Consider the following 24,872-nt stretch of genomic DNA (forward strand, 5'->3'; position numbering starts at 1 on the left):
CCATGTTGTGTAATTTTTATATTTCAGTCGTCATAAACTTATAAATAAGTAATTTAGTATGCAAAAACAAATTAAAAAGTCTTCTCTTTTTTTGAAGAGAAGCAACACCTGACCCACTTCGCTACCGAACAGGATGTAGCAGAAGAATTGTTTGAGTTACTCTTAGAAGCGAGAGAACTCTATCTTCAGGATGTGATTTTGAATGGCAAGCGGTATGACCGCTATGTGGATGACTTCATCAACAGTCATCGGTATATCAACTGCAACAGTGCAATTTGCCGAAACTGCCACGAGATGAACATCCACATCGTCAAGGGACTGCTGAACGAATGCGCCCACCTTATCCAGCCTCTTTTTGAGGCATCCGACTTCTCCTTTGAGAAGTGTATGGAGTTACAAAGGAAGTATGACCGCTCGGAACCGTTGCCGCCATACAGTTGGCACGGAGCAAGGGGGCTTTTGTGTATGGCATCTGCAACGTCGTGGGTGCCTCTATCCCAAGAAATACGGATTCCGGGACATACATCCATGTAGGACCTGAGATAGGTGTGGCTTCTACCAAGGCTTTTACAGGACAGGTAACGGTGCTGATGCTGCTTGCCCTCTGCGTGGGACAGATGCGTGGTACTGTGGATGATGCAACCGTAGAGAGGATTGTCCGGGAGTTGAAGAACATGCCCCTATATATCCTAAAATCCGCAAGCAATCTCAATGGCAATCTCAATTGCAGTAAAGAGCTTGAACACTATGCATCATGATAGTATGAGCGTGAATTTTGTCCGATTTGTGCATACCTTCCCCTTACCCCACAATGCGACTTGAGGCAATACGCAGATTAAAACCATAAGGAACGGACTTTATCCGAATCCAGTTTTGAAAGGTCTTGCATAAGCCCGGTTTTCAGTATAGATATTCAGCACGTATTGCCTTGCTGTCATGATCCACTTGGCAGGTACGGAGATGAAGCTGAAGACAAAAGCCTTTATGCGACTCGTTTCCTTGAGCCCGAAAGCCTTGGTGTCAAGCTTGCTAATGATGGTCTTATAGAAATTGTATATCAATGCCGTAAGCAGAAGGAATACGGTGTTCTCTGCCATGAACGACTTGGGGAGCCTGTTCCAGCCGAATCCGTTGTTCATATCATCGAATATACGCTCTTTGCCCCCACGCTTGTTGTAAAATTCGACGATGTCTCTTGTTGATGAGTCGTAATCGTTGGTAAGAATGCATCTGTAGGTGTATTCACCTTCCCACAAGTCAAGCTCTCCATCCATGCGCTTTTGTCTCTGAATGACAAGACGATAGCACTTGCCTTCCCATTTCTCAACGAGAATGGAATTGAGTTCAAACTGGATGCCGTTGATTTCCTCCGTCTTCCATCCCCTCAGTGCAAACAAGTCATCGTAGAGCGAACTGTATCTGTTGGCGCGGATGTAGAAGTGCGTGCAATGCTTCTCTATCTCACTGACAATTTCCTTCGAGCACGAACCACAGTCGGCTCTGAAGCGATTCACACGGATGCTCTTGGCTTCCAGTAGGGCAAAGAATCTCTTGTGGGTCTCAGCCTGATAAAAGCGCACATTTGTGTTGCCATCGCTGTTCTCGACATAGACAATCATGTCACCGATGACATATACGCCAGATCTGTAGCCGAGGAACTTCTTGTATGTCGGTTTGGCATCATACTTCTCTGTTTCAAGGAACTGATGGTCGAAATCAACATCGTAGGATTCCACCTCATTCAGCTCACCGGTGGAAACCAAGGCGTTTACAAGTAAGGTGTTGAGCTTGTCTGCCGTATTGAAATCATAGGTCTTGCCCTTATCGGAAGTATATGAGATGTTTTCCTGTGTCAGTTCCTTGATGGCTCTGAGGATGGTATCAGAGCTGCATGTGCGCAAGGTCGGATTATACGAGAGATGACGCATCAGATGCGATGTTACATCCTCCACGCATGAACCGCCACAGTAGTATACGCTCATCAGAGAACGAATAATTTCGCTGTACTGGTATCCGATGATACTGCGGCATCTCTGACCAAGTGTCTGGTCGATAATAGGTGAAAGCATGGAGTCAAATTGCTCCATGATTGAAAAAATTCCTCCAAAAGATGTGAGTTTTTCGGATTAAATTTGTACCTTTGCCATGTCTTGTTACGATTTACGCTTGTTTTGAATTACAACACTAAGATAAGTGAAAAATCTGACATGACAAAATCCTGCAACTTTTTGTTGCTCAGGAACTTATAAATAAAGTTAAATCAAAGTGTTGCGGAATTAAGGGAGATAATATAAATGGAAAAATACAACAATTGGAAACTTAAGTTTTATACAATATGGGCAGGGCAGGCAGTATCATTAATCACTAGTGCCATCCTGCAAATGGCGATTATTTTTTACCTTACAGAAAAAACAGGATCTGCGATGGTCTTGTCTATGGCTTCACTAGTTGGTTTTTTACCCTATGCGGTCTTTGGACCAGCCATTGGTGTATTAGTGGATCGTCATGATAGGAAGAAGATAATGATTGGTGCTGATTTAATTATCGCAGCAGCTGGGGCCGTGCTAGCTATTGTTGCATTGTATATGGAGTTACCTATCTGGATGGTTATGGTAGTATTGTTTATCCGTAGCATTGGAACAGCTTTTCATACCCCGGCTCTCAATGCGGTTACGCCACTTTTAGTACCAGAAGAGCAGCTTACGAAATGTGCAGGCTATAGTCAGTCTTTGCAGTCTATAAGCTATATTGTTAGTCCGGCGGTTGCAGCACTCTTATACTCCGTTTGGGGACTAAATGCTATTATTGCCATCGATGTATTGGGTGCTGTGATTGCATCTATTACGGTAGCAATTGTACGTATTCCTAAGCTGGGTGATCAAGTGCAAAGTTTGAAACCAAATTTCATACGAGAAATGAAAGAAGGAATGGCTGTACTACGGCAAAATAAAGGATTATTTGCTTTATTACTCGTTGGAACATTATATATGTTTGTTTATATGCCCATAAATGCTTTATATCCTTTAATCACTATGGAATATTTTAATGGTACACCGATGCATATTTCTATTACGGAGATTGCTTATGCCTCTGGTATGTTGATAGGGGGTCTATTATTAGGGTTATTTGGGAATTACCAAAAGCGAATCTTATTAATAACGGCATCCATTTTTATGATGGGGATAAGCTTAACCATTTCAGGATTACTTCCCCAAAGTGGATTTTTCATATTTGTAGTCTGCTGTGCAATAATGGGGCTTTCGGTGCCATTTTATAGCGGTGTGCAAACAGCTCTTTTTCAGGAGAAAATTAAGCTTGAATATTTAGGACGTGTATTTTCTTTAACTGGAAGTATCATGTCTCTTGCTATGCCAATTGGGTTAATTCTTTCTGGATTCTTTGCTGATAGAATCGGTGTAAATCATTGGTTTTTACTATCAGGTATTTTAATTATTTGCATTGCTATCGTTTGCCCAATGATAACTGAGATTAGAAAATTAGATGCAAAATAAAGGAGTGTGTTCGTATGATATATAATATTATTCAATCAGTGACAGAAAAATTATCCTCTTTGCCTTTTATAGAAGGCATCGTATTAGGGGGATCCCGTGCAAGAGGTACCCATACAGAGGATTCTGATATAGATATCGGAATTTATTACAATCAAGAATCATTTGACCTGACAGCGATTAACCAAATTGCTACAGAGTTGGATGATGAGAATAGAAACAACCTTGTTGTACCTCCCGGAGCGTGGGGTGATTGGGTCAATGGAGGCGGATGGTTAGTTATTAACGGGTATCATGTTGACTTAATTTTACGTGATATTAAACGGGTGGTACAAATAATCAAAGATACGGAGCAAGGAATTGCTACTGCTAATTATCAGACGGGGCATCCCCATGGATATATAAGTGCTATGTATCGAGGAGAATTAGCGATTAGCAAAATACTATATGCTAATGATGAAAACTTTTATGAGTTTAAAAAGCAAGCAGAACGTTATCCAACCGCTTTGCAGAAAGGATTAACTGAATTTTTTATGTTTGAGGCAGGTTTCTCTTTAATGTTTGCTGAGAACAATATAGATAAAGACGATGTATCCTATGTTTGCGGGCATTGCTTTCGAAGCATATCTTCCCTTAATCAAGTCTTATTTGCAGTAAATAAAGAATACTGTATAAATGAAAAAAAGGCTGTTAAGATGATCGAGGATTTTAAGATCAAGCCAAGCGATTACAAGGAAAGGGTCGATAAGGTTATTTCCTTAATATCAACTAATGTAGATTGTACAAGAAAAGGAATAGAGATTCTTCAAAGACTAGTAAATGAGGTTGAATACCTGAAAGGAGCCCATATTCAATGACGGGGCCAGATAAGAAAAAGCTTTATCCGAATGAAAATATAAAGACGGTTTGCTATATAAGTAATCTACCTAAAAGACCAAATGTTGAGATTGGTGAATACACTTATTACAGCGACAATAATAAATCTCCTGAGAAATTTTATGATAATATAGAGCACCACTACGAATTTCTTGGAGATAAACTCATTATAGGCAAGTTCTGTGCAATTGCAGCGGGTGTTAAGTTTATCATGAATGGTGCAAATCATAGAATGGATGGAATTACAACCTATCCCTTTAATATCTTTGGCTGTGGATGGGAAAAAGTGACTCCTACAATAGAACAACTTCCTTTTAAGGGTGACACAGTGATTGGCAATGATGTGTGGATATGTCAAAATGTAACCATAATGCCAGGTGTTAAAATTGGAGATGGTGCGATTATTGCTGCTAACTCAACAGTAGTAAAAAGTGTTGAACCCTATTCAATATATGGTGGGAATCCAGCTAAGTTTATCAAAAAACGCTTTAGTGACGAAAAGATTGAATTCTTGCTAAAGCTAGAGTGGTGGAACTGGAGCGAAGAGGAAATATTTGATAATCTTGAAATTCTAACATCCGAAGCAGGGTTAGAGGAATTAATGAATAAATATTCGAAAAGAGATGAAATAAATTAAGGAGGGGTTATAATGAACAAAGTAAATATAAAAGATAGTCAAAATTTTATTACTTCAAAATATCACATAGAAAAAATAATGAATTGCATAAGAAACTGTTTTGAATTGATTTAAGAATAATGTTATAGGGCTACATACAATTCAGAATCAGCCGGTCAATTGGAAAAATGTTATATCTTTAAAGGTACCAAACAATAAAGTTATGACACAGTATCCAACCGACCTGACTGAAAAACAGTGGCAAGTTATAAAAAATATTTTAGAGCCGCAAGCGAGGAACCGAAAACATTCGCTTAAAGAGATAATGAATGCCATCCTTTATATCAACAAGACCGGCTGCCAGTGGCGTATGCTTCCTTCTGACTTCGCCCCTTGGCAAACCGTCTATTACTACTTCCGTAAATGGAAGCTTGAAGGCGTGTTTGAAGAAGTGATGGATACCTTGCACGCTTTCATCCGTAAACAGGCAGGACGGCAGGAAAGTCCCAGTCTTGGCATCATGGATTCCAGAAGCGTAAAGACTTCCCATCATGTTGATTCAGACCGTGGTATAGACGGGAACAAGAAAATCAAAGGACGGAAAGAGCACATCATTGTCGATACGCTTGGCCTTCCGTTAGCCGTCGCAATCCATGAGGCCAACCTGCATGACAGCAAGGGCGCCCCACAAGCCATAGAAAAACTCGCTTATAAATTTCCGCGTTTGGTGAAAATCCTGGCGGACGGAGGCTACAGGGGAGATTTGGCTGATTGGGTCAAGAAGAAATTCGGATGGATATTGGAGGTCGTACTCAGACCGGACGAATGTCCATCCAAATTTCAGGTACTGCCCAAACGCTGGATTGTGGAACGCTCTTTCTCATGGCTGGAAAACTTCAGAAGGCTGACCATCGATTACGAATTCCTTGCTGAAACCGCAGAAGCTATGGTACAGATTGCATTCATCCAAATCATGCTTAACAGATTTATCGAATGAAATCAAAACAGCTTCTAAGTTTAGATGAAAAAGATAACATCTTTGAAATAGGTGCAGGGAAAGGTCATTTTACTGCTGAATTGGTAAAGAGATGTAATTTTGTTACGGCGATAGAAATTGATTCTAAATTATGTGAGGTAACTCGTAATAAGCTCTTAAATTATCCTAACTATCAAATAGTAAATGATGATATACTAAAATTTACATTTCCTAGCCACAATCCATATAAAATATTTGGCAACATACCTTACAACATAAGCACAAATATAATTCGAAAAATTGTTTTTGAAAGTTCAGCCACAATAAGTTATTTAATAGTGGAATATGGTTTTGCTAAAAGTTTATTAGATACAAACAGATCACTAGCATTGCTGTTAATGGCAGAGGTAGATATTTCTATATTAGCAAAAATTCCCAGGTATTATTTCCATCCAAAACCTAAAGTGGATAGCGCATTAATTGTATTAAAAAGAAAGCCAGCAAAAATGGCATTTAAAGAGAGAAAAAAATATGAAACTTTTGTAATGAAATGGGTTAACAAAGAGTATGAAAAACTGTTTACAAAAAATCAATTTAATAAAGCTTTAAAATATGCGAGAATATATGATATAAACAATATTAGTTTCGAACAATTTGTATCGCTATTTAATAGTTATAAAATATTTAACGGCTAAAAACAATAGGCCACATGCAACTGTAAATGTTTAGTTATAGGTAGGGTAGCATAAGTTAAAATGCTATTCTGCCTTTTAAAAGTATGGTATACATTCCAGAGAGAGATTGGATATGTTCCCGCCTACCGATAGTGCCAAAAACGTAGTGGATATGTTTCCGAGAACGGATACGCTCAAATGACATTCATTCTGTCCTCTCGAGCCATGTTGAGAGCGTGGTTCTGTTGACTAAAGTACATAATTGATAGTGTGAAAATGCTTGAAATATAAGGCTTATCCGAGGATTTGGACGTAAATCCAGGTCCTCGGATTTTCCGCGTTTTAGAGGCTGCAAAGAGATGAATTTTTATAGTTGGATAGACAGAAGTGTTGATTTGGGGTTGGATAGACAAAAATATTGACATAAGACCATTGCCATAACCTAAGAGAAGAAGAACGGAGAGAAATAACTTTTTAAACGAGGGGGAATTCAGATGAAAGAAAACAAATATGATGATAATATATTTTTTCAAAAATACAGTCAAATGAGTCGCTCACAGCAGGGACTAGCCGGTGCAGGAGAATGGGAAACATTGAGAAAGCTGCTGCCGGATTTTAAAGATAAGCGTGTGCTTGATTTAGGATGCGGCTATGGATGGCACTGTATTTATGCGATGGAACACGGAGCGTCTTCTGTTGTAGGTGTTGATATTTCTCATAAAATGCTCGAGGTAGCCAAAGAAAAAACACATTTTCCACAGGTTGAATATAAATGCTGTGCTATAGAAGATGTGGAATTCCCAGAGGAGAGTTTTGATGTAATATTAAGTTCACTTGCGTTTCACTATGTAGCAGATTATGAGATTTTAGTAAAAAAGATATATAGAATACTGAAGTCTGGTGGTAATCTAGTTTTTACGGTTGAACATCCTGTTTTTACTGCCTATGGAACACAAGACTGGCATTATAACGAAAAAGGAGAAATACTGCATTTTCCGGTGGATAATTATTATTATGAGGGCAAACGGACAGCTGTGTTTTTGGGAGAAAAGGTTACAAAATATCATAGAACACTGACCACATATCTAAATACACTGCTTTCAAATGGTTTTATAATAAATCATATTGTGGAGCCGCAGCCGCCGGAAAACATGATGGATATTCCGGGGATGCAGGATGAAATGCGCCGTCCCATGATGCTGATTGTATCGGCGAACAAAAAAGTGTATAGATAGAACTAAAACACCTATAAGATATAAATGGAGGTAATTTATGTTTAAAGAAAAAATTATTATAGAGATGAAAGAAGTATTCAAAGAAATTCCTTTTGGCATAGAGCATACTTTCAAAGTTTTGAAAAATGCAGAAGATATAATGAAAGGAGAAAATATCGGAGAGGAAGAAAAAGAATTCATCAGTATTATTGCTATACTACATGATATTGGTGCGGTTGAAGCACAAAAAAAATACGGTTCTATTGATGGTGTCTATCAAGAAAAGGAAGGACCAGAAGTAGCGAAAGAAATATTAAAAAAGGTAGGCTATAACAAAAATATTGATAGAATATGCTTTATAATAGGCAACCATCATACTCCATCTAAAATTGATGGACTTGATTTTCAAATACAATGGGAAGCTGATTTGCTTGAAAATTTAACGGTTATGGATAAAGAAAAAGAACAGGAAAAGATAAAAAAGTGTATAGATGAAAACTTTAAAACAAACACAGGAAAAAGGATAGCTTATAATCGCTTTATTTTAGATTAGTAGTAGATTATTACAGTTATGTATTTTACTCAAGTTTCGGATTTAGGTTTTATGCAGTCTGAGCGATCAGTTGCATGGCCTTGAACCTGCGGTTATCCCGTATAATTTGCTCCATCAATTCGTTCTCGTCAATGGTAAAAATCTCAGCCACGATTGCTATTACATCAATAATGATTGACCAGATCTTTTCCACGACGGTGAGCTCGTGTACGCCTTCATATATATCGGCGAACAATCCTCCAATGGTCTCTTCACCATGCTCTTCAGGCGCTCAAGCTTGGATACGAAATACTCTTCCTTGCGTTTTTCGGTCTGGCAGTCTCTGTCACGCTTGCGGTTGTAGCGCCTCTCGCGCTGCCGGGCCGTAAGACCTTGTTCCTTGCCATCGACCTTCCCTCTCTCGCCGTGAATCGAGAAGTCCACGACAAATTGAGAGCGGCCGTCGCTCCAGCACAGGGCCAGCAGCTTGTAGCCGAGAATGCACCGCTGAAACACGTGCGAGAATATCTTGCCAATACACTCCATCCTCAATCCGGTCTTCGGCAGGTCGGAATCATCCACAATAAGCACTGCCGGAAGATGGCTCTTTTGATAGTCTTTCCTTATGGTCACGGCCTTGATGAGATGACAGGCGATGTGCCAGATGATGTTGCTAGTCTATATTGTCCTTGGCCATAAACGAATAGAGTAGGTCCTTCTTACCCCCGAACAGTTTCGAGATTGACGATCCGGCATAATGAGAAAAACCCGGGACGGCCATAAACGGCAGAATCAATATGATCTGGAAAAGTTGAAGGTTGGTAAGCTGACAGTTCTCACGTTTTTTCCCTCCGAGATCTTTGTCTGAAATCCTCATCCCCTCAAGGAGGGTCATAAACTTGGAAAATGCGGGATTGATTCGTTTTCCCGTGAAAAAGTTGCGGATCTCCGATGGAATTTTTGTAATTTTGCTCATGGCTTTGAGTGATTGTAATTAGTTGTTTGGGCACCTCTAAATTACTAAATTTCCGTGACATACGGAAATCCTCAAAGCCTTTTTTATGCCCAAATCTATCCTCTCAACCTAAATCCGAAACTTGAGTAAATTATAATTATGAGATGCTACGTGCTTTTGTTCAATATACCCTAAACGTCGATTTAAATGCGCCTGTGATAAAGGATTTAGTTGAAAAGTATAAGGATATAGAACAATTTAATAGGAGCATAACAGATAAATACGTTGCAATATGTAAACGCTTTTAATATTTGAATTTAGCCGTTTATGTAGAATGAAGGTGTGCAAACAAACAGACCCTGAAAAGGGTCTCACCCCCGTTAACCGCAATGTCAAAGACTTGCGGATGGCCAGATGACTCCTATACATCCGACCCCAACGGGGTCGAACCATATAATCTGTAGAAAGGTTCGACCTCCGTTGGGGTCGTGGATTGGGAAGGCACTTCGACCCGCACATTGTATCATGTGCGGTTACTTGAAGTTCGACTCCCGTTGGGGTCGATGGCTCGTCGTTATTCTGAATCTTAGCAAATCCTCTCTTTTTTAATGAACTGTGTGCTTGATCACTGAAAATAATCCTTATTTTTGCCACGAGAGTTTTACGAAAGATAAATAGATAAAGTATTGGAAAAGAAACATAACTGTCAGCAGTGCCCACTGAGGCGGCGATACGACCGTTCACCCAAGTCATTGTTGGGTCGTTTTTGGCGATGGCACATCAATTTCTGTCCGGGATGGAAAGCCTATTTCCTGTCGCTGAGCGAAGAGGAACGGCATGTATTGAGAAAGCAATACGCTTTTCATAAGCCTCAAATCCGCAACTAAGTCCTTCATCGTCCTATTTACGTGTACACGTTCTCTCATTACTGAATTATTAGATAAATTGAGGCTGAAATACCCACTTCTGCCTACAATACCCCCTTACCCCACAATGCGACTTGAGACAATACGCAGTATCATACCCATAAGTTGTAGTCGTCATCCAAAATCAGTCTGGAATACATCTGCGTAAGCATTATTACAGGTATAGATATTCAGCACATACCACCTTGATGTTCTGATCCATTTGGCTGGTACAGAGACAAATCTGAAGACAAACGCTTTTATGCGACTTGTTTTATTGGGTCCGAACCTCTTTACGTCAAGTCTTTGGATAATGACCTTGTAGAAGTTACGGATAAGTGCTGTAAGAAGAAGGAACACTGTGTTCTCTGCCATGAAGGATTTGGGCAATCTGGACCATCCGAAACCATTGTTCATGTCATCGAAGATGCGCTCCTTTCCTCCGCGGAGGTTATAGAACTCGACAATCTCTCTTACGGAAGGCTCGTAGTCGTTGGTCAGGATGCAGCGGTATGTGTATTCTCCTTCCCAGAGGTCAAGCTCACCGTCCATCCGTTTCCGCCTTTGAATCACAAGCCGGTATGTCTTGCCTTTCCACTTCTCTACAAGAATGGAATTCAGCTCAAACTCAATGCCGTTGATTTCTCCCCTCTTCCAGCCTCTGAGAGCGAAGAGGTCATTGTAGAGCGAACTACAGCGGTTGGCACGGATATAGAAGGTCTTGCAGTGGGTGGCAACCTCTTCCACGATCTCTTCAGAGCACGAGCCGCAATCAGCTCTGAAACGATTGATAACAAGATTGTTCTGTTCAAACCTTTCGAAGAATCTCTTCAGCGTGTCCTTCTGATGGAAACGGACGTTTGTGTTGCCGTCGCTGTTCTCAATGCCGACAATCAAATCTCCAATAACCGCCACACCTGGTCGATAACCAAGGAACTTCTTGTATGTATGCTTTGCATCATATTTCTCTGTTTCTATGAACTGGTGGTCGAAATCAACATCATACATCTCACCCTCTTTCAGCTGACCAGCTGCACACATACAATTGAGCAGTAAGGTATTGAGGGTGTCAGCCGTATTGAAATCGTAGTTCTTACCCGTATCTGACGTGTATGAAATGTTCTCCTGCGTCAGTTCCTTTATCGCTCTGAGGATAGTGTCAGAGCTGCAGGTACGAAGTGTCGGATGAAGCGAGAGATGGGGCATCAAATGAGTTGTGACATCCTCAATACATGAGCCGCCACAGAAGTAGATGCTCATGAGAGAACGGATGATTTCGCTGTATTGATAACCATACAGCCTGCATCTTAGACCGAGGGTTGTGTCAATTACATATGACAATGTGGAGTCAAATTGCTCCATCATTGCAAATATTCCTCCAAAAGGAGTGAGTTTCTCAGATTTTATTGCTTTCTTTGCCATGTCTGTCGGGTTTGATACATATTTTGATTTGCAACACTAAGATAGGTGAAAAATCTGACATGACAAAATCCTGAGCAACTTTTTGTTGCTCAGGTACTTAAAAAGTTATATTTATAATAGTGTTGCGGAATTAAGGTATATAAAAGATGTGTTGGGACTTGCTGACAAAATCAAGAACTTGTCGAAGATATACACCTATGCCCGCAACTTCCTTTATCTCGGTCGTGGGTACAACTACCCCACCGCCCTTGAAGGTGCGTTGAAGCTGAAAGAAATATCCTATATCCATGCGGAGGGTTATCCTGCTGCGGAAATGAAGCATGGACCGATTGCACTTGTAGATAGCGAGATGCCCACGGTGGTCATTGCTCCAACGGACTCGCTGTATGACAAGATAATCAGTAATGTAAGGCAGGTGAAGGCGCGTGGCGGTACGGTTGTCGCCATCATTACCAAGGGCAATGACGCAATGAAGGACATCGCCGACCATTGCCTTGAAGTGCCCGACGTACCCGAATGCCTTACACCTCTCGTTGTTTCCGTCCCATTGCAGTTGCTGGCCTATTACATCGCCATCAACAAGGATAGGAATGTTGACCAGCCAAGAAACCTTGCTAAATCAGTTACCGTAGAATGAATAGAATATTATCACTTATTGTTACCATCCTCTTTGCGTTGTGCATTGAGGCTGGCATCTTTATGCTTATTGCCCACTGGTGGGGCATGACTGCGGCCATTACCGTGATAGCCATTGAATGTGTGTTAGCCTTATGGACAGTTTACGAAATGAGACATGCGAGTGATGAACCAGTTGATGAATAACATTGCAGGCTGTGGTTAGAACGAAAAAGGCTAAAAACAAAAGGACGGGTCGATGATTCGTCCTATTTTTGTGTCTTTTTGGTGGCGAAATGTAGCGATTTAGCAAAATAAACATAAATTCCAGTGATATTCAGCATGAAAATTCGCCCATTTAAGTGAAAATGTGTAATTTTGCAACGCAAAATTGTGCCTAAGCATTTGCATCAAAACAACAATAGTTCAATCGAGGCTGATATGAAAGTAGAGATTAACAAGAAACGTTTAGAATACCTGCTGGCATTATACAAGATGTCGGTGGATGACTTGTTGTCTCTTCTGAACAAAGGCAGGAAACGGATAACAGGAGCCGCAGACATCAGTGGAGATTCTATTGATTTGGGGGTGTTGAAGCGTATAGGTGAGATATTCGACAAAGAAGTCAGTTTCTTTCAAGACTATTCTAAGTTGTCAACCAATGCAAGCAGCAGTATCTTCTTCCGCAAGACCTCATTCGGAACAGAGCTGAACTTGGAGTCGATCCGTACTGTAAACCGATTCGAGAGTCTGAAAAACGCTTTGGATGCATACAACAAACTGTCGCAACTGGATGTGAAGTTTGACATAGAACACTACACCCTACAAGATGACCCTAAGACAGTAGCCGTACGTGCAAGAGATTTTTTTTATCCCGGGGAAACTGTCAATCATAGGCAGTTTCTTGTGAAGATGATAGAAAAAATCGCCGATCATGGCATTTTTGTCTTTGAATACATAGAGACATGGAACAAGAAAGAGAAAACCAACATTGACGGTTTTTACCTTAAGCCCAATGTGATAGTGCTTAAGCATCATAAGCATTACAAGCGAGAAATATTCACTCTGGCGCATGAATTGGGGCATTGTCTATTGGGGATTGAAGAAGTGGAGTCGGTGGACATGATGGACATCTCGGCACAGACTTCATACAGTGATGTCGAAAGATGGTGCAATGATTTTGCATATCAGTTCATTATGGGACAAGAAGCAGAAACACTTGCTAACATAGCATGTGTAGATTCCCGTAACGACTACTGCATTGACCTCTTCAAGGCTATCAGTGCACGGACGCACATTAGCCGTCTTGCCTTATATACAAGGATGTATATCGACAGGAAAATCAGCTATTCGAGCTACAGCAATGTCAAGAGTGAATTGGCAGAGGAATACAGAAGAAGAGAGGAACAGGAAAAGTTGAAAAACTCTGAGAAGAGAGGCGGGCGAACACCAAAGCCCATCATTTCTCCGCTATTCTTGAAAACCATGCAATATGCCTATTTCAATGGAGTGGTCAACGAGACCACTTTCTGTTCGAGACTCAATGTCAAACCAGCAAATTTTGAGAGGGAGTTATGGCGATAGTTGTTGATACATGCTCATTGGTGATGATTGCCAAGAATTATCTTCCCTTGGATAAGGACGGACAGTTGTACTCATTCCTGGAAGAGGCGTTCTCCCGCAAGGATTTGATGCTACTTGATGTGATTCTGGATGAATCAAAACGCACCTCCAAAGGAATTGCAGTTGAAAAGATGCCTTTCCTCAAAGACAAGAAATTGGTCATTCCGACAAAGGATCTATTTCCATGTGCCCCAGAGAGATTCAGCAACATGATAGACAACAATTTCTGTGTAAGACTGAAGAAGCAGGAACTGACTGAAGAAGAATACATAGAGCAAAAGGAAGAATACCTTAAAACAGGTGATGCTAAGATTATCATTTATGCACTGAATGTACGACACTCGGACGCTATCCATCTGGAAGAGATGCAAGTAATGACGGAGGAAACAAGGCAGCAGAATGACGGTAAGTTGTTCAAGAAACTTCCTTTGTTGTGTGAGCAGATAGGGATTGGAACACTAACCGTTTCAGAATATCTGCATAGAAACGGGTTCTTTATTGACAAATAGCATAGATATTAGTATCATCTTATGACATCTTTCACGAAATCATATTATATTCGTGAATAAAACACTTGTTTTTCAAGAATAGAAATTGTTGAGGATTAGATATTTAAGACATTATTGCAATGCGGAAGGGGTGATGTGAACGACAAAAGACAAGGCGTTCTATTAGAGTGGATGCTTGATAAGATTGAGAAGAATGGACGGGTCGATGGCTCGTCCTTTTTTTGTGTCTTTGAGTGTGAGGTGCAGGTGGGGACCAGTACTGCGACCACTGTTGCCTGTCAGCGCGATGATGATGCCGGGACGGACGTGGGTGCCTTTGGTGACGAGAGTTTGGGAGAGGTGGCAATAGCTGACGGTGAAGTCGCCGTGACGGAGGGTGACATAGAGGCCTGAACGTTTGTCCTTGCCTACCTTGATGACCTCGCCGTGCATCATGGCGTATGTGGGTTCGTAATTTGCCTTCAAATCAAGCCCGTTGTGTAGGGCTTTTCTTTTTGTAAATGGGTCTCTGCGGTAGCCGAAAGGGCTGGTGACAGAGATATGACGGAGTGGACTGACAAGTGCCGTGTGGCGGTCGGTCTGCTCCGTTTGGGTTTGTAATGGGGCAAAGGCAAGAGAGTCTCGCCGCTGATGCGGCGAGCACGGAGGCAGTTGTTCGGATGTTGCGGACTGCGTCGTTTTTGGCACAGCCTTGCGGTGTACCTTAGTCTGTGTGACGGTATTGAACTGAGCGCATACTGTTGCTGATGAACAGAATATTGCTGCTATTGTGATGAGTAGAAATCGTTTCATGGTGCAAAAGTAACAAGCAATTCTTTGACTGGCATAAAGAACAAAGGGAAGACAAGAAGATTGTAACATAATATAGCAATCGAGTTTGATTTTTGAGCAGAAATCAAACTCAAATAATAATAATCGTCAAAAATAACACGCATTATCTTATGCAATTCTGCTTGTCTCTGAATAGGTATATAACTTTGCATGAGTTTAATTTCAAATTCAAAGTTAAAGTATGAAGCAAGTACGATTTGAAGAGAGCGAGGTGCCTTATCAGACACTGGCTCGTTTTGGTCTCACACAAGAGAAGATTGAAGACCTGCCCATGTGGGCGTTGGAAGATATTGGTCAGGGACGACGTTCACCGTTGCTGCCCATTCAGGTGAATAATGATGAGGGCGAGACATTGAAGAGCCGCACCCGATTTGCGTTGGTCCGTATGGAGGACGGCAAGGTGGATGTGGTCTTCTATCCGCAGTTGGAGAAATCACCATTGGAGGCTTTTACTCAGGAACAGCAGGAGGACTTGCTGGCTGGAAAGGCTATCCTTGCCGATGTTAAGGATGCTGATGGCAGGAGCAGCAAGGCTTTCGTGCAGATTGACACGGAGACCAATCAGGTGATGTCGGTACCTACGCCTGTCATCGGGCGCAACTTGGAGGTGCTGAAGGATGAACTGAAACTGAGTTCGGCAGAACTGACCGTGATGCAGAAGGGTGAGCCGCTCACGCTCATCATGGAGGACGAACAGGTGACGGTGGGTATTGACCTGAACGATAAGACCGGCATAAGGATTAATCAAGGCGACAGTCAGAAGTGGAAGGAGAACACCAAGCGAGAGTGGGACAAATACACCTTCGGGTGCTATGGCTGTTGGGTAATGGGCGATGACGGTAATCTTGACTATGTGCCTGAAGAGGAATACACGGAAGAACTTTGGAATGAGCAGAAGAAGAATGGAGAGCGCAACCGCGCCTCTTTTTCCATGCACAAATAATCTACACATAATATAATAAGTATATGGCATCAAATAAATATTATCCAGAGGATGTGCTCGTCGAGAAGATACAGAGCGGCGAGTACGGTTGGTTGGAGTATGTCAACCATCATTCTGCTGAATGGCAGGAAGAATATGAGAGCTATTGTCTGAACAACGGACTCTGCATTTGTGAAGAGAGTGCGGAGCAGTTTGTCCATCACAAAGATGAGGAACTGGAGAAGGCAATAGAGAACGGTGAAGCATGATAAATGAAGAGTGAAGAATGAAGAGTGAAGAATAAGTATGGCGATAAGAAAGAATACGAATCCCCAACAGATGGACCTGCAACCAGAGATGCGTGACTTGCTCATGCGCAATGGTATGCAGGCTCATGTGGTGAGTAATGGCAGCGGCTATCAGCTTGTGGTGCAAGGGCATGACAGTCCGCTGCTTACCTATAACATCACCGAGAAGCAGATGTTGGCTCTGACCGACTGGGGTACGAATCATGCCAACAAGTTAGCCTACAATACCTTTACGGGCATTGTGGGCAACGACTTCTATATGCCCAAGAACTTCGTTCATGCACGCAATGCCAACGGTCGTGTAGCTATGGGGCTGCACGGCTATCGTGTTGGTATCGGCGAGTATGGACGGATGGGGCGCATCGATATGCCACCACCCTTTTTAGGTTGGACACCACGCAGTCAGGAGGGATTCCATCTTCGCAGAGTTGGAGGACGATTGTTCTTCCCCGAAGCCCCGATTGTGCCTGAACGTTGGGACGGCAGAATGAAGCCTGGCGAATTGCAGAGCGGCGGTTATGGGTTCTATTATAAGGGACAGCAACAGAGTTATAGCCCTCAGCAACAGGATGTGCTGAAAGATTTGGAGGGAATCATAATGCCTTCCATCAGCCGCACGAGAAGCACGGAGCCAGCCAAGCCTTATAAGGAACTGATTACCTCGCCTGTCTATTTCACCAATGAGAAGTGGCAGGAGTGTCTGGCATCGCATGGCATCATCATTGATGAGAATGCGAAGACGCTGACCATTCAGTCGAACAGCGTCAATGCCGACATGGTGTATGACCTGACAGATGAGGAACTGAAGAAACTCACCTCCAACTCCATCAAGGAAGTGCCCGTCGTTCAACGCTTGGAACTGCTGAATGGCATCATCAAGGACGACTTTGCTGACAAAATCCTGATGGACACACTGAATAGCAAGGAGCGCATCGACCTGCATCTGCATCCCGAACTTGAACAGGAGTTGCAGCAGCGTCAGCAACAAGACGAGGAACGGTTGCTTCCGTTGGAAGAGGACGAGACTGTCAGACGTGACGTGTTGCAAGGCGATGCCATGGTGAGAGGTGAAGACCTTGCCTTGATTAATGAGAACAAGGGTTGGTATCGTGAGGGAGCGCATGGGCGTGAAGTGAAAGTCGGTGACATCATGGTGGAGAAAGTGCCTCCGATGGAGGGAGATAAGAAAGGCGAAGATAAGTATCGCATGACCGCCATTATCAATGGAGAAGCCATCACGCACGAAATCAAGCAGAAGGACTACGACAAGTTCTTGGCGGTGGATGACTACCATCGCATGAAACTCTTCTCCAAGGTTTTCAGTGAAGTGGATATGAAGACACGCCCCGAAACCAACGCCGGACTGGGCACGAAGATATTGGCGGCTCTGACGGCAGGAGCAGTCGTTACAGCAGAGGTGGCGCATGACATAAGCCACCATCATCACCATCCAGCCCCGGAGTTCTATGCAGAGCATCATGGCGGTCCACGTCCTTACTTCAAACCGGGAGTGGATTCGCCACAGGAGATTGCGGCAAGGTACTTTGAGGCAGAAGCAAATCATGTTGCCACGGAGATAAGGAGAGGATATTAACAATGTATAATTTACAATTTATAATTTATAATGAGTAGTGAACTGACATACGATGACTTTCTGGACAGGTTGAGCATACAGGAAGTACTGGTGGACGCAGGGTATCATCTGAACAAGAGAGATGGCTTGCGTTATCCGTCGTATGTGCGTACTGACAGTGAGGGCAGACGGGTGCGTGGTGATAAGTTCATTGTCACGCAGAATGGGAAATGTTGCTTCCAACCACCGCAGCAGAAGGTGTATAATGTCATTTCGTTCATCAAGGAGCATCCAGAAATGTTTTCAGAGAACAAGGTGGGAATGTCTCCTGACCGACTCGTCAACCTCGTCTGCAACCGACTGCTCAACCAACCCATAGAGGACAGACCATCGAAGATTACAGAACCAAGAAAGGACGGAAAGCCATTCAACCTGAATGACTACGACATCCACAAGTTCAATCCGCAGGACAGGGAAACGCAGAAAAGGTTTTATCCCTATTTTAAGTTCCGAGGCATCGACCTCTATACGCAGTATGCTTTTCATCGGCATTTCTGTCTGGCTACTAAGCATCGGACGGATGGACTTACCTTTGCCAACCTTGCCTTTCCGCTTGTACTGCCCAAGACACCCGACAAGACTGTGGGCTTTGAGGAACGAGGACGACCGAAGATGGACGGTAGCGGCGGTTACAAGGGCAAGGCAGAAGGAAGCAACAGCAGTGAAGGACTGTGGATTGCCAACCTCACGGGCGAGCCGTTGGATAAAGCAAGCGAAATTGTATGGTTTGAGAGTGCCTACGATGCCATGGCAGAGTATCAGATAAATCCTGTAAAGATGGTGTATGTATCTACGGGCGGCACACCCACCGAGGGACAGATGCGAGGACTTCTGTCCGTTACTCCCAACGCACGGCACTATTTGGGTTTTGACAAGGACGATGCAGGGCGGCAGTTTGTTGCAAACTTCAGGAAGGTGGCAGCAGAGATGGGCTTCCGTCACGAGCATGTGCAAGCCTATCATCCATTGGGTTGCTACAAGGACTGGAACGATGCGCTGCTCAACAAGAAATCAGCAGAACTGATTGCCAAGGGCGAACCAGATACCTTCGACTATGCCGAGTTTATCGCAGCCGGCAAGGCAGAGAAACAAAGGGAAAAAGAAGAAAAGAACACATATCATAGAAGCGTATGAGACAAGAAGATAATAGCATCATCACCTTGTGCCCCAGCATCGGACAGTTTTTCATCAACGAACTGCCTCTGTTGCTGTTGTGCGTGGCAATGCTCCTAATCGGAGGATTGCCCGGTTGTGCATATAGTACCCTGTTGCTTGTCTTCAGCCTCCTGTTCTCCCTCTGTTTACTCTACCGATTCATCTATCTGAGGAGTATCCGCTACCATATCGGGAGCGAGCAACTCATCTGTGAGCACGGAGTGTTTCAGCGGAGCGTGAACTACATGGAGTTGTACCGAGTGGTGGACTTTGCCGAGCATCAGACATTGATACAACAGTTATGCGGACTGAAAAGCGTGACCGTGTTGTCGATGGATAGAACGACACCGAAACTGGAAATGACCGGCATCAGCAACAGCTATGACGTGGTGAGTGTGATACGAACAAGAGTAGAAACGAACAAACGAAGAAAGGGCGTATATGAGATTACGAATAGATAAGATTTGGTTCATTGTCGTGGCATTGGTACTGAGCGTGCCGTCAGCCCATGCACAGATTGTGACTGCCAACCCTTTGGAATGGATGGCATTAGCAGAGGGCAACGAAGCCATCAACGGTGAGATAGAGAAGGAAATCAAAGGTCAGACCAAGACTGCCCTGTTGCAGAATACCATCGCCGCAGAGTTCACCAAGATACACGAATGGGAGAAGAAGTACAACAGTTATCTGAAAACCGCCAGTGGTTATGCCTCTTCCCTCAAAGCCTGTACCTATCTGTACGACGATGGAGTGAAGATATTCATCACCTTGTGTAAGATGCGCAAGGCCATCAACAATAATCCGCAAGGCATCGTTGCCACCCTCTCGATGAACAACCTGTATATGGAGACCGCCACGGAATTGGTGTCCGTCTTCACACTGCTGAAAGATGCAGTCGCCAAAGGAGGCAAAGAGAACATGCTGACTGGTGCGGAAAGGAGCAAGACGCTGTGGGCACTGAACGACAAGCTGAGTGCCTTCAGCAAGAAGCTGCATCGTCTTTATCTGTCTATACGATATTACACCATGACCGATGTGTGGAACGGCGTGACGGCAGGGATGATAGACCGAAGCAATGGAGAGATAGCCACCCAAGCCCTTAGCAGATGGCGCAGAGCAGGACGTATGACCATCAGTGATTAACGATAAAGGAATCAGTCATGAAGTATTTCATATCAATTGCCATTTTTATGTTTATATCATCTTTTGCAGGAGTGCGGGCGCAGAACGACCCGACTCTTGCGGGGATGATTCTGATGTACACCAACAAGGCGGAGAAAGAACTGAAGAATCAGGAGAAAGTGATGCTGCTACAATCCACCGGCCATATCTGGACCAAGGAGGAAGTGGAAGCCACTACCGACCTGCAGCGGGAGTTCAACAACTATCTGGACTCCTTCCGTTCCATCGTCAGCTATGCCGCACAGATATATGGTTTCTATCACGAGATAGGTCAGTTGGTGGACAATATGGGTGGATTGGTGGCGCAGTTGGATGCCCATCCTGCCAACGGACTTGCCGTAGCCCTGTCAGCCAAGCGCAACAAGATATACCGCGAGCTGATTATGAACAGCATCGAGATAGTTAATGACATACGCACGGTATGCCTGTCGGGCAACAAGATGACCGAGAAGGAGCGTGTGGAGATAGTCTTCGGCATCCGACCCAAACTGAAGAAGATGAACAAGCAGTTGAAGCGACTGACGAGGGCGGTGAAATACACCACCATGGGCGATGTTTGGATGGAGATAGACGAAGGGGCAAGACCCACCAAAGCGAACAAAGCCGAGATAGCAGCGGCTGCCAAGAGGCGGTGGAAGCAGGTGGGCAAGAACGTAAACTGATGGAGCAGCGAGAGCAGAGCCGAACTTGTTCGAGCTATGCCGAGTCGTGACAGAAGAAGACGAAGTCAAACCGTGATTAAAAAACGATAAGATATGGGATTTTGGAGTTCATTATTGAAATATGGTGGCAAGGCGGCACGAGGTACTGGCCATGTCATCGGAGTAACTGGAAAGACCTTAGGCAGTGCGGCACTCCACCCGCAACGCACCCTTATGGGAGCCGGCAAGGCTATGCAGACGGCCGCAGTGGGTAGTGCCGCAGGCTATGTGACATGGGAGAAGCTGACCACAGACAAGAGCGTGGCACGCATCGTAGGTGATGCTGTCATCGGCGAGAATGCCACGGAAGCGGTGGCACAAACCGCCAACGATGTGCAACGTCTGACGGGCAAGGCTGGTGAAGCCGTTGATGCGGTGAACACTGTAGCCGGAAAGATGGACACCCAGTTCAGCGGCATCAGTGATTTCTTTAGGAATATGTTCGGAGGCGTAGGATGCGACATGATAGGCAATCTCTTTGGCAATATCGGCAAGGGCAACGTGTCGGGTATGAGCATCGTCGGACTGGTGGCTGCCGCCTTCATGGTATTCGGACGCTTTGGTTGGATGAGCAAGATTGCGGGTGCCCTGCTTGGAGCGATGATCATCGGGAACAATTCTAAGGTGGCGCAAACTCTGCCTAACAGAGGCGGTACGTCTTCACATGGGCAGAACATGAAAGAAGCAGAGACCCAAAGCAGAGGGATGAAACGATAACCAATATACAGTGATATGAGATATACAGAAGAAATGATACTGCGCTCATCGAGCGGCTACTGTATGCCGTTTGAGGAGCCTATAAAGCAGGACGTGCAGATGTCCTTGGGTTACGGAGAGCAGAAAAATCCCGTGACGGGAGAAACATTCTTCCATCACGGCATAGACTTCTCAGTGAACCATTACCTGCTGTCGGCGGTGGCAACGGGAACCGTCTCTGCCATTGGGTCGGACGCGGAGCATGGCATCTACCAGACCATCCGCTACGGCAAATACGAAGTGACTTACAGGCATCTCTCCAATGTCTTCGCCAACTTCTCCCAAAGCGTCAAGGCCGGTCAGACCATCGCCATCAGTGGCGACCTGCTGCACATGGAGGTGAGGTTTGACGGAGAGGAAATCAATCCGTTGGAGTTCCTCACCATGCTCTACGGCAATATCAAGGCATTGGAGCACAATTCCCAAATGGGCATCAATGAACTGGACATGAACATCCCTTCACCCTACGACACCGACCGTCAGGAGATAGAGGCATTGATGCTCCGCTTCCTTCCCTCCTACTTCGAGGACCTTCAACAAGGAGCATACTCTCTGCCCGAACATACGGAGCAGTCGTTGAGAAACATCTTCTCGTTGGGAGCGAGCAAGCATTATTTCTACGAGACCATGCCGAGCATGGCTAATCCCTTGGGCATCGGCAACCGCTGTATGCCTTTGGCGACTAAGGTGCAGAACCTGCTCATTGCCGACTTTCTCAACTATCTTGCCATGCGACATCAGGTATATCTCTCCACGATGGACGAGGTGTTAAAAAAAAACTCCAAGAGCAAGCCCTGACGCATGACGGCATCATCGACCCTCTTGCCGACTTGGACGTGGATATCCAGAGCTTCGACATTCCGAGGATAGTGAGCGTCTATCCCGACCGGGCTGGCGTGAGATGGTGGACAAAGGCATGGTTCAATGGTAAGGAAGAGGGGGAACCCTCCGTGGAGATTGAGGAACGTATGGCCGTGCAGTTCATCCACTGCCAAGTGGACAAGGACGCATGGTTGGAGGAACACTATCCTAAGCAGATGGAGATATATCACAATGCCATCGAGCAGACAAAGGAACAGATATTACAGCAGTATAATATATAAACAAGGTATATGGCAGTTAAGAACAGTCAGCGATTCGCAGAGATAGAGCGTCTGATGGGCGACTACTTCGGGTGTCACCTTGCCCCCGTGATGGGCAGGGTGCAACGGGACTTGTCCAACAGACAGGCAGACGAGATGCGAGCCTACTCCAACAGTACGGCTGGCATCCTACGCTCATTGGCCACTGCCAATATGCCTGGTGATGACCCATACGCCACGCTGAAGATTACAGGCAAGTGGAACAGCAAGACCACCGAAGACTATCTGGCGATGTGCAAGGAGGCTATTGTCGGCAACAAGGATATGCAGCGTGACCTTGCCGTGATGGCTGAGGAATGGCGCAAGGCGGTGGTGACGGAGATAGGACGAGAGCGGTACGATGCACTCTCTAAACAACTCGGTTGTGATTTGGCATACGCCTATATCGATCACCGCATGGAGCAGCTGATGATAGAAAAAATGGTGAAAGACCGTATGCCAACATCTTCTGCCGACTATATCATCCGCAAGGCGGCACAAAGCAGTCTGTTCGGTCTGCCCTACGAACTGAACAAGTCACCCCTTGCCGCAGAGATAGAAGCCAAAGGAGAGGCAGCCTATAAGCCCTCTCGAACAGAGAAGGCAGCGGGATGGGCAGCCGGAGCGGGTGCCGATGTCGTGGCCATGGGAGGGATTGGCTCATGGGCAACCTTCGCCAAGTTTGTCGGTATCGATATGGTGATGAATGTCGGCATGGAGCACCTAAGCAAGAAAGGCAGCAGCCAAGAGGTCTGTGTCGAGGAGTGTATCAGCAAGGGAGTTTTCGGTACGGGCACCAACGTCTTCGCCTCATTCCGCAAACAGGCAAAAGTCATCAAGAACCACGAGAACAGCTATATCAAGGCTACCAACAGCCATTTCAAGAACAAGATTCCCACGAGCAATATCACTTTTATGGATTGGACGAAACAAACCGAGCAGACCTCTTTTCCTTGGAACAAAGGTACGTTCCTTGACCCTCAGAGAAACGAAGCAACCAAACGTACAGGCAAGTACAAGGATGTGCCCTTGATAGTTGCGCCTGGACAGGAAGACGAGTATCTGGAGGTTAAGGCGAGACTGGATGCAGAGGCTGAGAAGGAGAAGAAGGCAGAACCGAAAGAAACTCCTGATTCATCGACTGAAGAGGCAACACCATCTGTAGTCCAGCAGGAGGAAACAGCCTTACAAACAAACGAAAATGGATGGGACGGGCTGTTGCAGAGTTTTGGACTGAACGGCTTTTCAGACATCGGCAAGAACCTTGGTTATGTGTTGGCGATGCTGCCCGATGTACTGGTGGGACTGTTCACTGGCAAGACAAAATCGCTGAATATGGACAATAGCCTCCTTCCTTTGGCCTCTATCGTGGCTGGAATGTTCGTGAAGAATCCTATACTGAAGATGCTGTTGATGGGTATGGGAGGTGCCAATCTGCTCAACAAAGCGGGACATGAGGTGCTGGGCAGGAAACAGCAGGAAGGCATTGCACCTACAGTTAGTCCTGCTGCATCTCGCATTCAGTACCGCCAATATCCTGATGAACCACTCAATCCTCGTATCAGCAACCCGATGCTGCAAGGGCGGTGTCTCGTTGCCAACATTGACCATGTGCCTTGTACCATTCAACTGCCTGACAGTGTGATTGGGGCGCATCAGTCGGGGGCATTGCCGCTGAATACATTGGCTAACGCCATACTTGCCAAGAACGACCAGATGCGACAGATGGCAGCAATGCAGTACGAAGAGCAGGCACGGGAGAGCGTGGTGCGACCGAGGGGAATACAGTGAAGCCCGACAACAAAATTGTCGGGAACGGTGGCTTGGTAAGCCAATT

General features: G+C 44.6%; 26 protein-coding genes and 5 pseudogenes. 26 read left to right on the forward strand and 5 right to left on the reverse strand.

Translation table 11 applies throughout. The annotated features are described in order from the left end of the window. Window positions 1-108 precede the first annotated feature (108 nt). Together GKD17_RS23160 and GKD17_RS05610 are read left to right on the forward strand one after the other, a co-directional pair. Window positions 109-423 (forward strand): annotated as a pseudogene (locus tag GKD17_RS23160) (hypothetical protein); the annotation flags it as partial. Continuing rightward, a pseudogene (locus GKD17_RS05610) lies at window positions 420-758 on the forward strand (SIS domain-containing protein); the annotation flags it as partial. The pseudogenes GKD17_RS23160 and GKD17_RS05610, both read left to right, overlap by 4 nt. A gap of 99 nt (window positions 759-857) precedes the next feature. Here GKD17_RS05610 and GKD17_RS05615 read toward each other — a convergent pair. Continuing rightward, a complete protein-coding gene (locus GKD17_RS05615; protein WP_007837424.1) occupies window positions 858-2,087 on the reverse strand; it encodes an IS1380 family transposase in 1,230 nt (409 codons plus the stop codon). 207 nt (window positions 2,088-2,294) lie between these two features. Between GKD17_RS05615 and mef(A) the strand changes: the two genes are divergently transcribed. From mef(A) to GKD17_RS05655, 8 genes and pseudogenes are all read left to right on the forward strand, one after another. Then, window positions 2,295-3,512 (forward strand): macrolide efflux MFS transporter Mef(A), encoded by a 1,218-nt coding sequence (mef(A), locus tag GKD17_RS05620; protein ID WP_007837430.1) that lies wholly within the window; start codon window positions 2,295-2,297, stop codon window positions 3,510-3,512. A gap of 14 nt (window positions 3,513-3,526) precedes the next feature. After that, on the forward strand, window positions 3,527-4,366 hold the full coding sequence (locus tag GKD17_RS05625; protein WP_007837431.1) for a nucleotidyltransferase domain-containing protein: 840 nt from the start codon (window positions 3,527-3,529) through the stop codon (window positions 4,364-4,366). Beyond that, a complete protein-coding gene (locus GKD17_RS05630) occupies window positions 4,363-5,022 on the forward strand; it encodes a Vat family streptogramin A O-acetyltransferase (protein ID WP_007750461.1) in 660 nt (219 codons plus the stop codon). Before GKD17_RS05625 ends, GKD17_RS05630 begins: the two co-directional genes overlap by 4 nt. A 12-nt stretch (window positions 5,023-5,034) precedes the next feature. Then, window positions 5,035-5,130: pseudogene (locus GKD17_RS05635) on the forward strand (23S rRNA (adenine(2058)-N(6))-methyltransferase Erm(G)); the annotation flags it as partial. Between the two features lie 94 nt (window positions 5,131-5,224). Then, window positions 5,225-5,998 (forward strand): IS5 family transposase, encoded by a 774-nt coding sequence (locus GKD17_RS05640; protein WP_007839296.1) that lies wholly within the window; start codon window positions 5,225-5,227, stop codon window positions 5,996-5,998. A 14-nt stretch (window positions 5,999-6,012) separates the two neighbouring features. Further along, window positions 6,013-6,672, forward strand: a pseudogene (gene erm / locus GKD17_RS05645) (23S ribosomal RNA methyltransferase Erm); the annotation flags it as partial. A 473-nt stretch (window positions 6,673-7,145) separates the two neighbouring features. After that, entirely contained in the window at window positions 7,146-7,886 is a 741-nt protein-coding gene (locus GKD17_RS05650; protein WP_007664628.1) for a class I SAM-dependent methyltransferase, read from the forward strand. A gap of 37 nt (window positions 7,887-7,923) precedes the next feature. Beyond that, window positions 7,924-8,418, forward strand: coding sequence for an HD domain-containing protein (locus GKD17_RS05655; RefSeq protein WP_007664627.1), 495 nt, complete (start codon window positions 7,924-7,926; stop codon window positions 8,416-8,418). Between the two features lie 159 nt (window positions 8,419-8,577). Here GKD17_RS05655 and GKD17_RS05665 read toward each other — a convergent pair whose 3' ends face one another. Both GKD17_RS05665 and GKD17_RS05670 read right to left on the reverse strand, forming a co-directional pair. Continuing rightward, window positions 8,578-9,030, reverse strand: coding sequence for a hypothetical protein (locus tag GKD17_RS05665; protein ID WP_007664626.1), 453 nt, complete (start codon window positions 9,028-9,030; stop codon window positions 8,578-8,580). A 40-nt stretch (window positions 9,031-9,070) separates the two neighbouring features. Beyond that, a complete protein-coding gene (locus tag GKD17_RS05670; protein WP_007664625.1) occupies window positions 9,071-9,373 on the reverse strand; it encodes a hypothetical protein in 303 nt (100 codons plus the stop codon). A 665-nt stretch (window positions 9,374-10,038) separates the two neighbouring features. On the opposite strand from GKD17_RS05670, the gene GKD17_RS05675 reads away from it, so the two are divergent. Further along, a complete protein-coding gene (locus GKD17_RS05675; protein ID WP_007837439.1) occupies window positions 10,039-10,239 on the forward strand; it encodes a hypothetical protein in 201 nt (66 codons plus the stop codon). Between the two features lie 153 nt (window positions 10,240-10,392). On the opposite strand, the gene GKD17_RS05680 is transcribed toward GKD17_RS05675, so the two are convergent. Beyond that, window positions 10,393-11,679, reverse strand: coding sequence for an IS1380-like element ISBaov1 family transposase (locus GKD17_RS05680; RefSeq protein WP_007664617.1), 1,287 nt, complete (start codon window positions 11,677-11,679; stop codon window positions 10,393-10,395). Between the two features lie 139 nt (window positions 11,680-11,818). Between GKD17_RS05680 and GKD17_RS05685 the strand changes: the two are divergent. The 4 genes and pseudogenes from GKD17_RS05685 to GKD17_RS05700 all read left to right on the forward strand — a co-directional run. Beyond that, window positions 11,819-12,316, forward strand: a pseudogene (locus GKD17_RS05685) (SIS domain-containing protein); the annotation flags it as partial. Next, the gene (locus tag GKD17_RS05690; protein ID WP_005816226.1) at window positions 12,313-12,501 is read left to right on the forward strand and encodes a hypothetical protein; all 189 of its coding nucleotides are present in this window, start codon (window positions 12,313-12,315) and stop codon (window positions 12,499-12,501) included. The pseudogene GKD17_RS05685 and the gene GKD17_RS05690, both read left to right, overlap by 4 nt. A 234-nt stretch (window positions 12,502-12,735) precedes the next feature. Next, window positions 12,736-13,878, forward strand: coding sequence for an ImmA/IrrE family metallo-endopeptidase (locus GKD17_RS05695; protein ID WP_007897423.1), 1,143 nt, complete (start codon window positions 12,736-12,738; stop codon window positions 13,876-13,878). Continuing rightward, window positions 13,869-14,426 (forward strand): DUF4411 family protein, encoded by a 558-nt coding sequence (locus tag GKD17_RS05700; RefSeq protein ID WP_005816230.1) that lies wholly within the window; start codon window positions 13,869-13,871, stop codon window positions 14,424-14,426. Before GKD17_RS05695 ends, GKD17_RS05700 begins: the two co-directional genes overlap by 10 nt. 162 nt (window positions 14,427-14,588) lie before the next feature. On the opposite strand, the gene GKD17_RS05705 is transcribed toward GKD17_RS05700, so the two are convergent. Continuing rightward, window positions 14,589-15,218 (reverse strand): M23 family metallopeptidase, encoded by a 630-nt coding sequence (locus GKD17_RS05705; protein ID WP_007837448.1) that lies wholly within the window; start codon window positions 15,216-15,218, stop codon window positions 14,589-14,591. Between the two features lie 220 nt (window positions 15,219-15,438). On the opposite strand from GKD17_RS05705, the gene GKD17_RS05710 reads away from it, so the two are divergent. The 11 genes from GKD17_RS05710 to GKD17_RS05760 all read left to right on the forward strand — a co-directional run bounded on the left by GKD17_RS05710 (window position 15,439) and on the right by GKD17_RS05760 (window position 24,826). Beyond that, on the forward strand, window positions 15,439-16,200 hold the full coding sequence (locus GKD17_RS05710) for a DUF4099 domain-containing protein (protein ID WP_005816235.1): 762 nt from the start codon (window positions 15,439-15,441) through the stop codon (window positions 16,198-16,200). A gap of 23 nt (window positions 16,201-16,223) precedes the next feature. Next, on the forward strand, window positions 16,224-16,448 hold the full coding sequence (locus GKD17_RS05715) for a hypothetical protein (RefSeq protein WP_005816237.1): 225 nt from the start codon (window positions 16,224-16,226) through the stop codon (window positions 16,446-16,448). A 37-nt stretch (window positions 16,449-16,485) separates the two neighbouring features. Then, on the forward strand, window positions 16,486-18,081 hold the full coding sequence (locus tag GKD17_RS05720) for a hypothetical protein (protein WP_005816239.1): 1,596 nt from the start codon (window positions 16,486-16,488) through the stop codon (window positions 18,079-18,081). A 30-nt stretch (window positions 18,082-18,111) separates the two neighbouring features. Then, window positions 18,112-19,254, forward strand: coding sequence for a toprim domain-containing protein (locus GKD17_RS05725; protein ID WP_005816242.1), 1,143 nt, complete (start codon window positions 18,112-18,114; stop codon window positions 19,252-19,254). Then, entirely contained in the window at window positions 19,251-19,736 is a 486-nt protein-coding gene (locus GKD17_RS05730; RefSeq protein WP_005816244.1) for a PH domain-containing protein, read from the forward strand. Before GKD17_RS05725 ends, GKD17_RS05730 begins: the two co-directional genes overlap by 4 nt. Then, on the forward strand, window positions 19,717-20,418 hold the full coding sequence (locus tag GKD17_RS05735) for a hypothetical protein (protein WP_005816246.1): 702 nt from the start codon (window positions 19,717-19,719) through the stop codon (window positions 20,416-20,418). The genes GKD17_RS05730 and GKD17_RS05735 overlap by 20 nt, the downstream gene beginning before the upstream one ends. Window positions 20,419-20,435: 17 nt before the next feature. Next, window positions 20,436-21,119, forward strand: coding sequence for a hypothetical protein (locus GKD17_RS05740; protein WP_005816248.1), 684 nt, complete (start codon window positions 20,436-20,438; stop codon window positions 21,117-21,119). Window positions 21,120-21,212: 93 nt separating this feature from the next. Continuing rightward, window positions 21,213-21,875: a hypothetical protein gene (locus GKD17_RS05745; protein WP_005816251.1), complete on the forward strand. Its 663-nt coding sequence runs from the start codon at window positions 21,213-21,215 to the stop codon at window positions 21,873-21,875. Between the two features lie 15 nt (window positions 21,876-21,890). After that, a complete protein-coding gene (locus GKD17_RS05750) occupies window positions 21,891-22,712 on the forward strand; it encodes a M23 family metallopeptidase (RefSeq protein WP_005816253.1) in 822 nt (273 codons plus the stop codon). A gap of 32 nt (window positions 22,713-22,744) precedes the next feature. Continuing rightward, complete coding sequence (locus tag GKD17_RS05755) at window positions 22,745-23,017, forward strand: hypothetical protein (protein WP_007897422.1); 273 nt, start codon at window positions 22,745-22,747, stop codon at window positions 23,015-23,017. 9 nt (window positions 23,018-23,026) lie between these two features. Beyond that, window positions 23,027-24,826, forward strand: coding sequence for a hypothetical protein (locus GKD17_RS05760; RefSeq protein WP_005816255.1), 1,800 nt, complete (start codon window positions 23,027-23,029; stop codon window positions 24,824-24,826). The last annotated feature ends 46 nt before the right edge of the window (window positions 24,827-24,872 follow it).

The sequence above is a fragment of the Phocaeicola dorei genome (assembly GCF_013009555.1).
GTDB lineage: Bacteria > Bacteroidota > Bacteroidia > Bacteroidales > Bacteroidaceae > Phocaeicola > Phocaeicola dorei.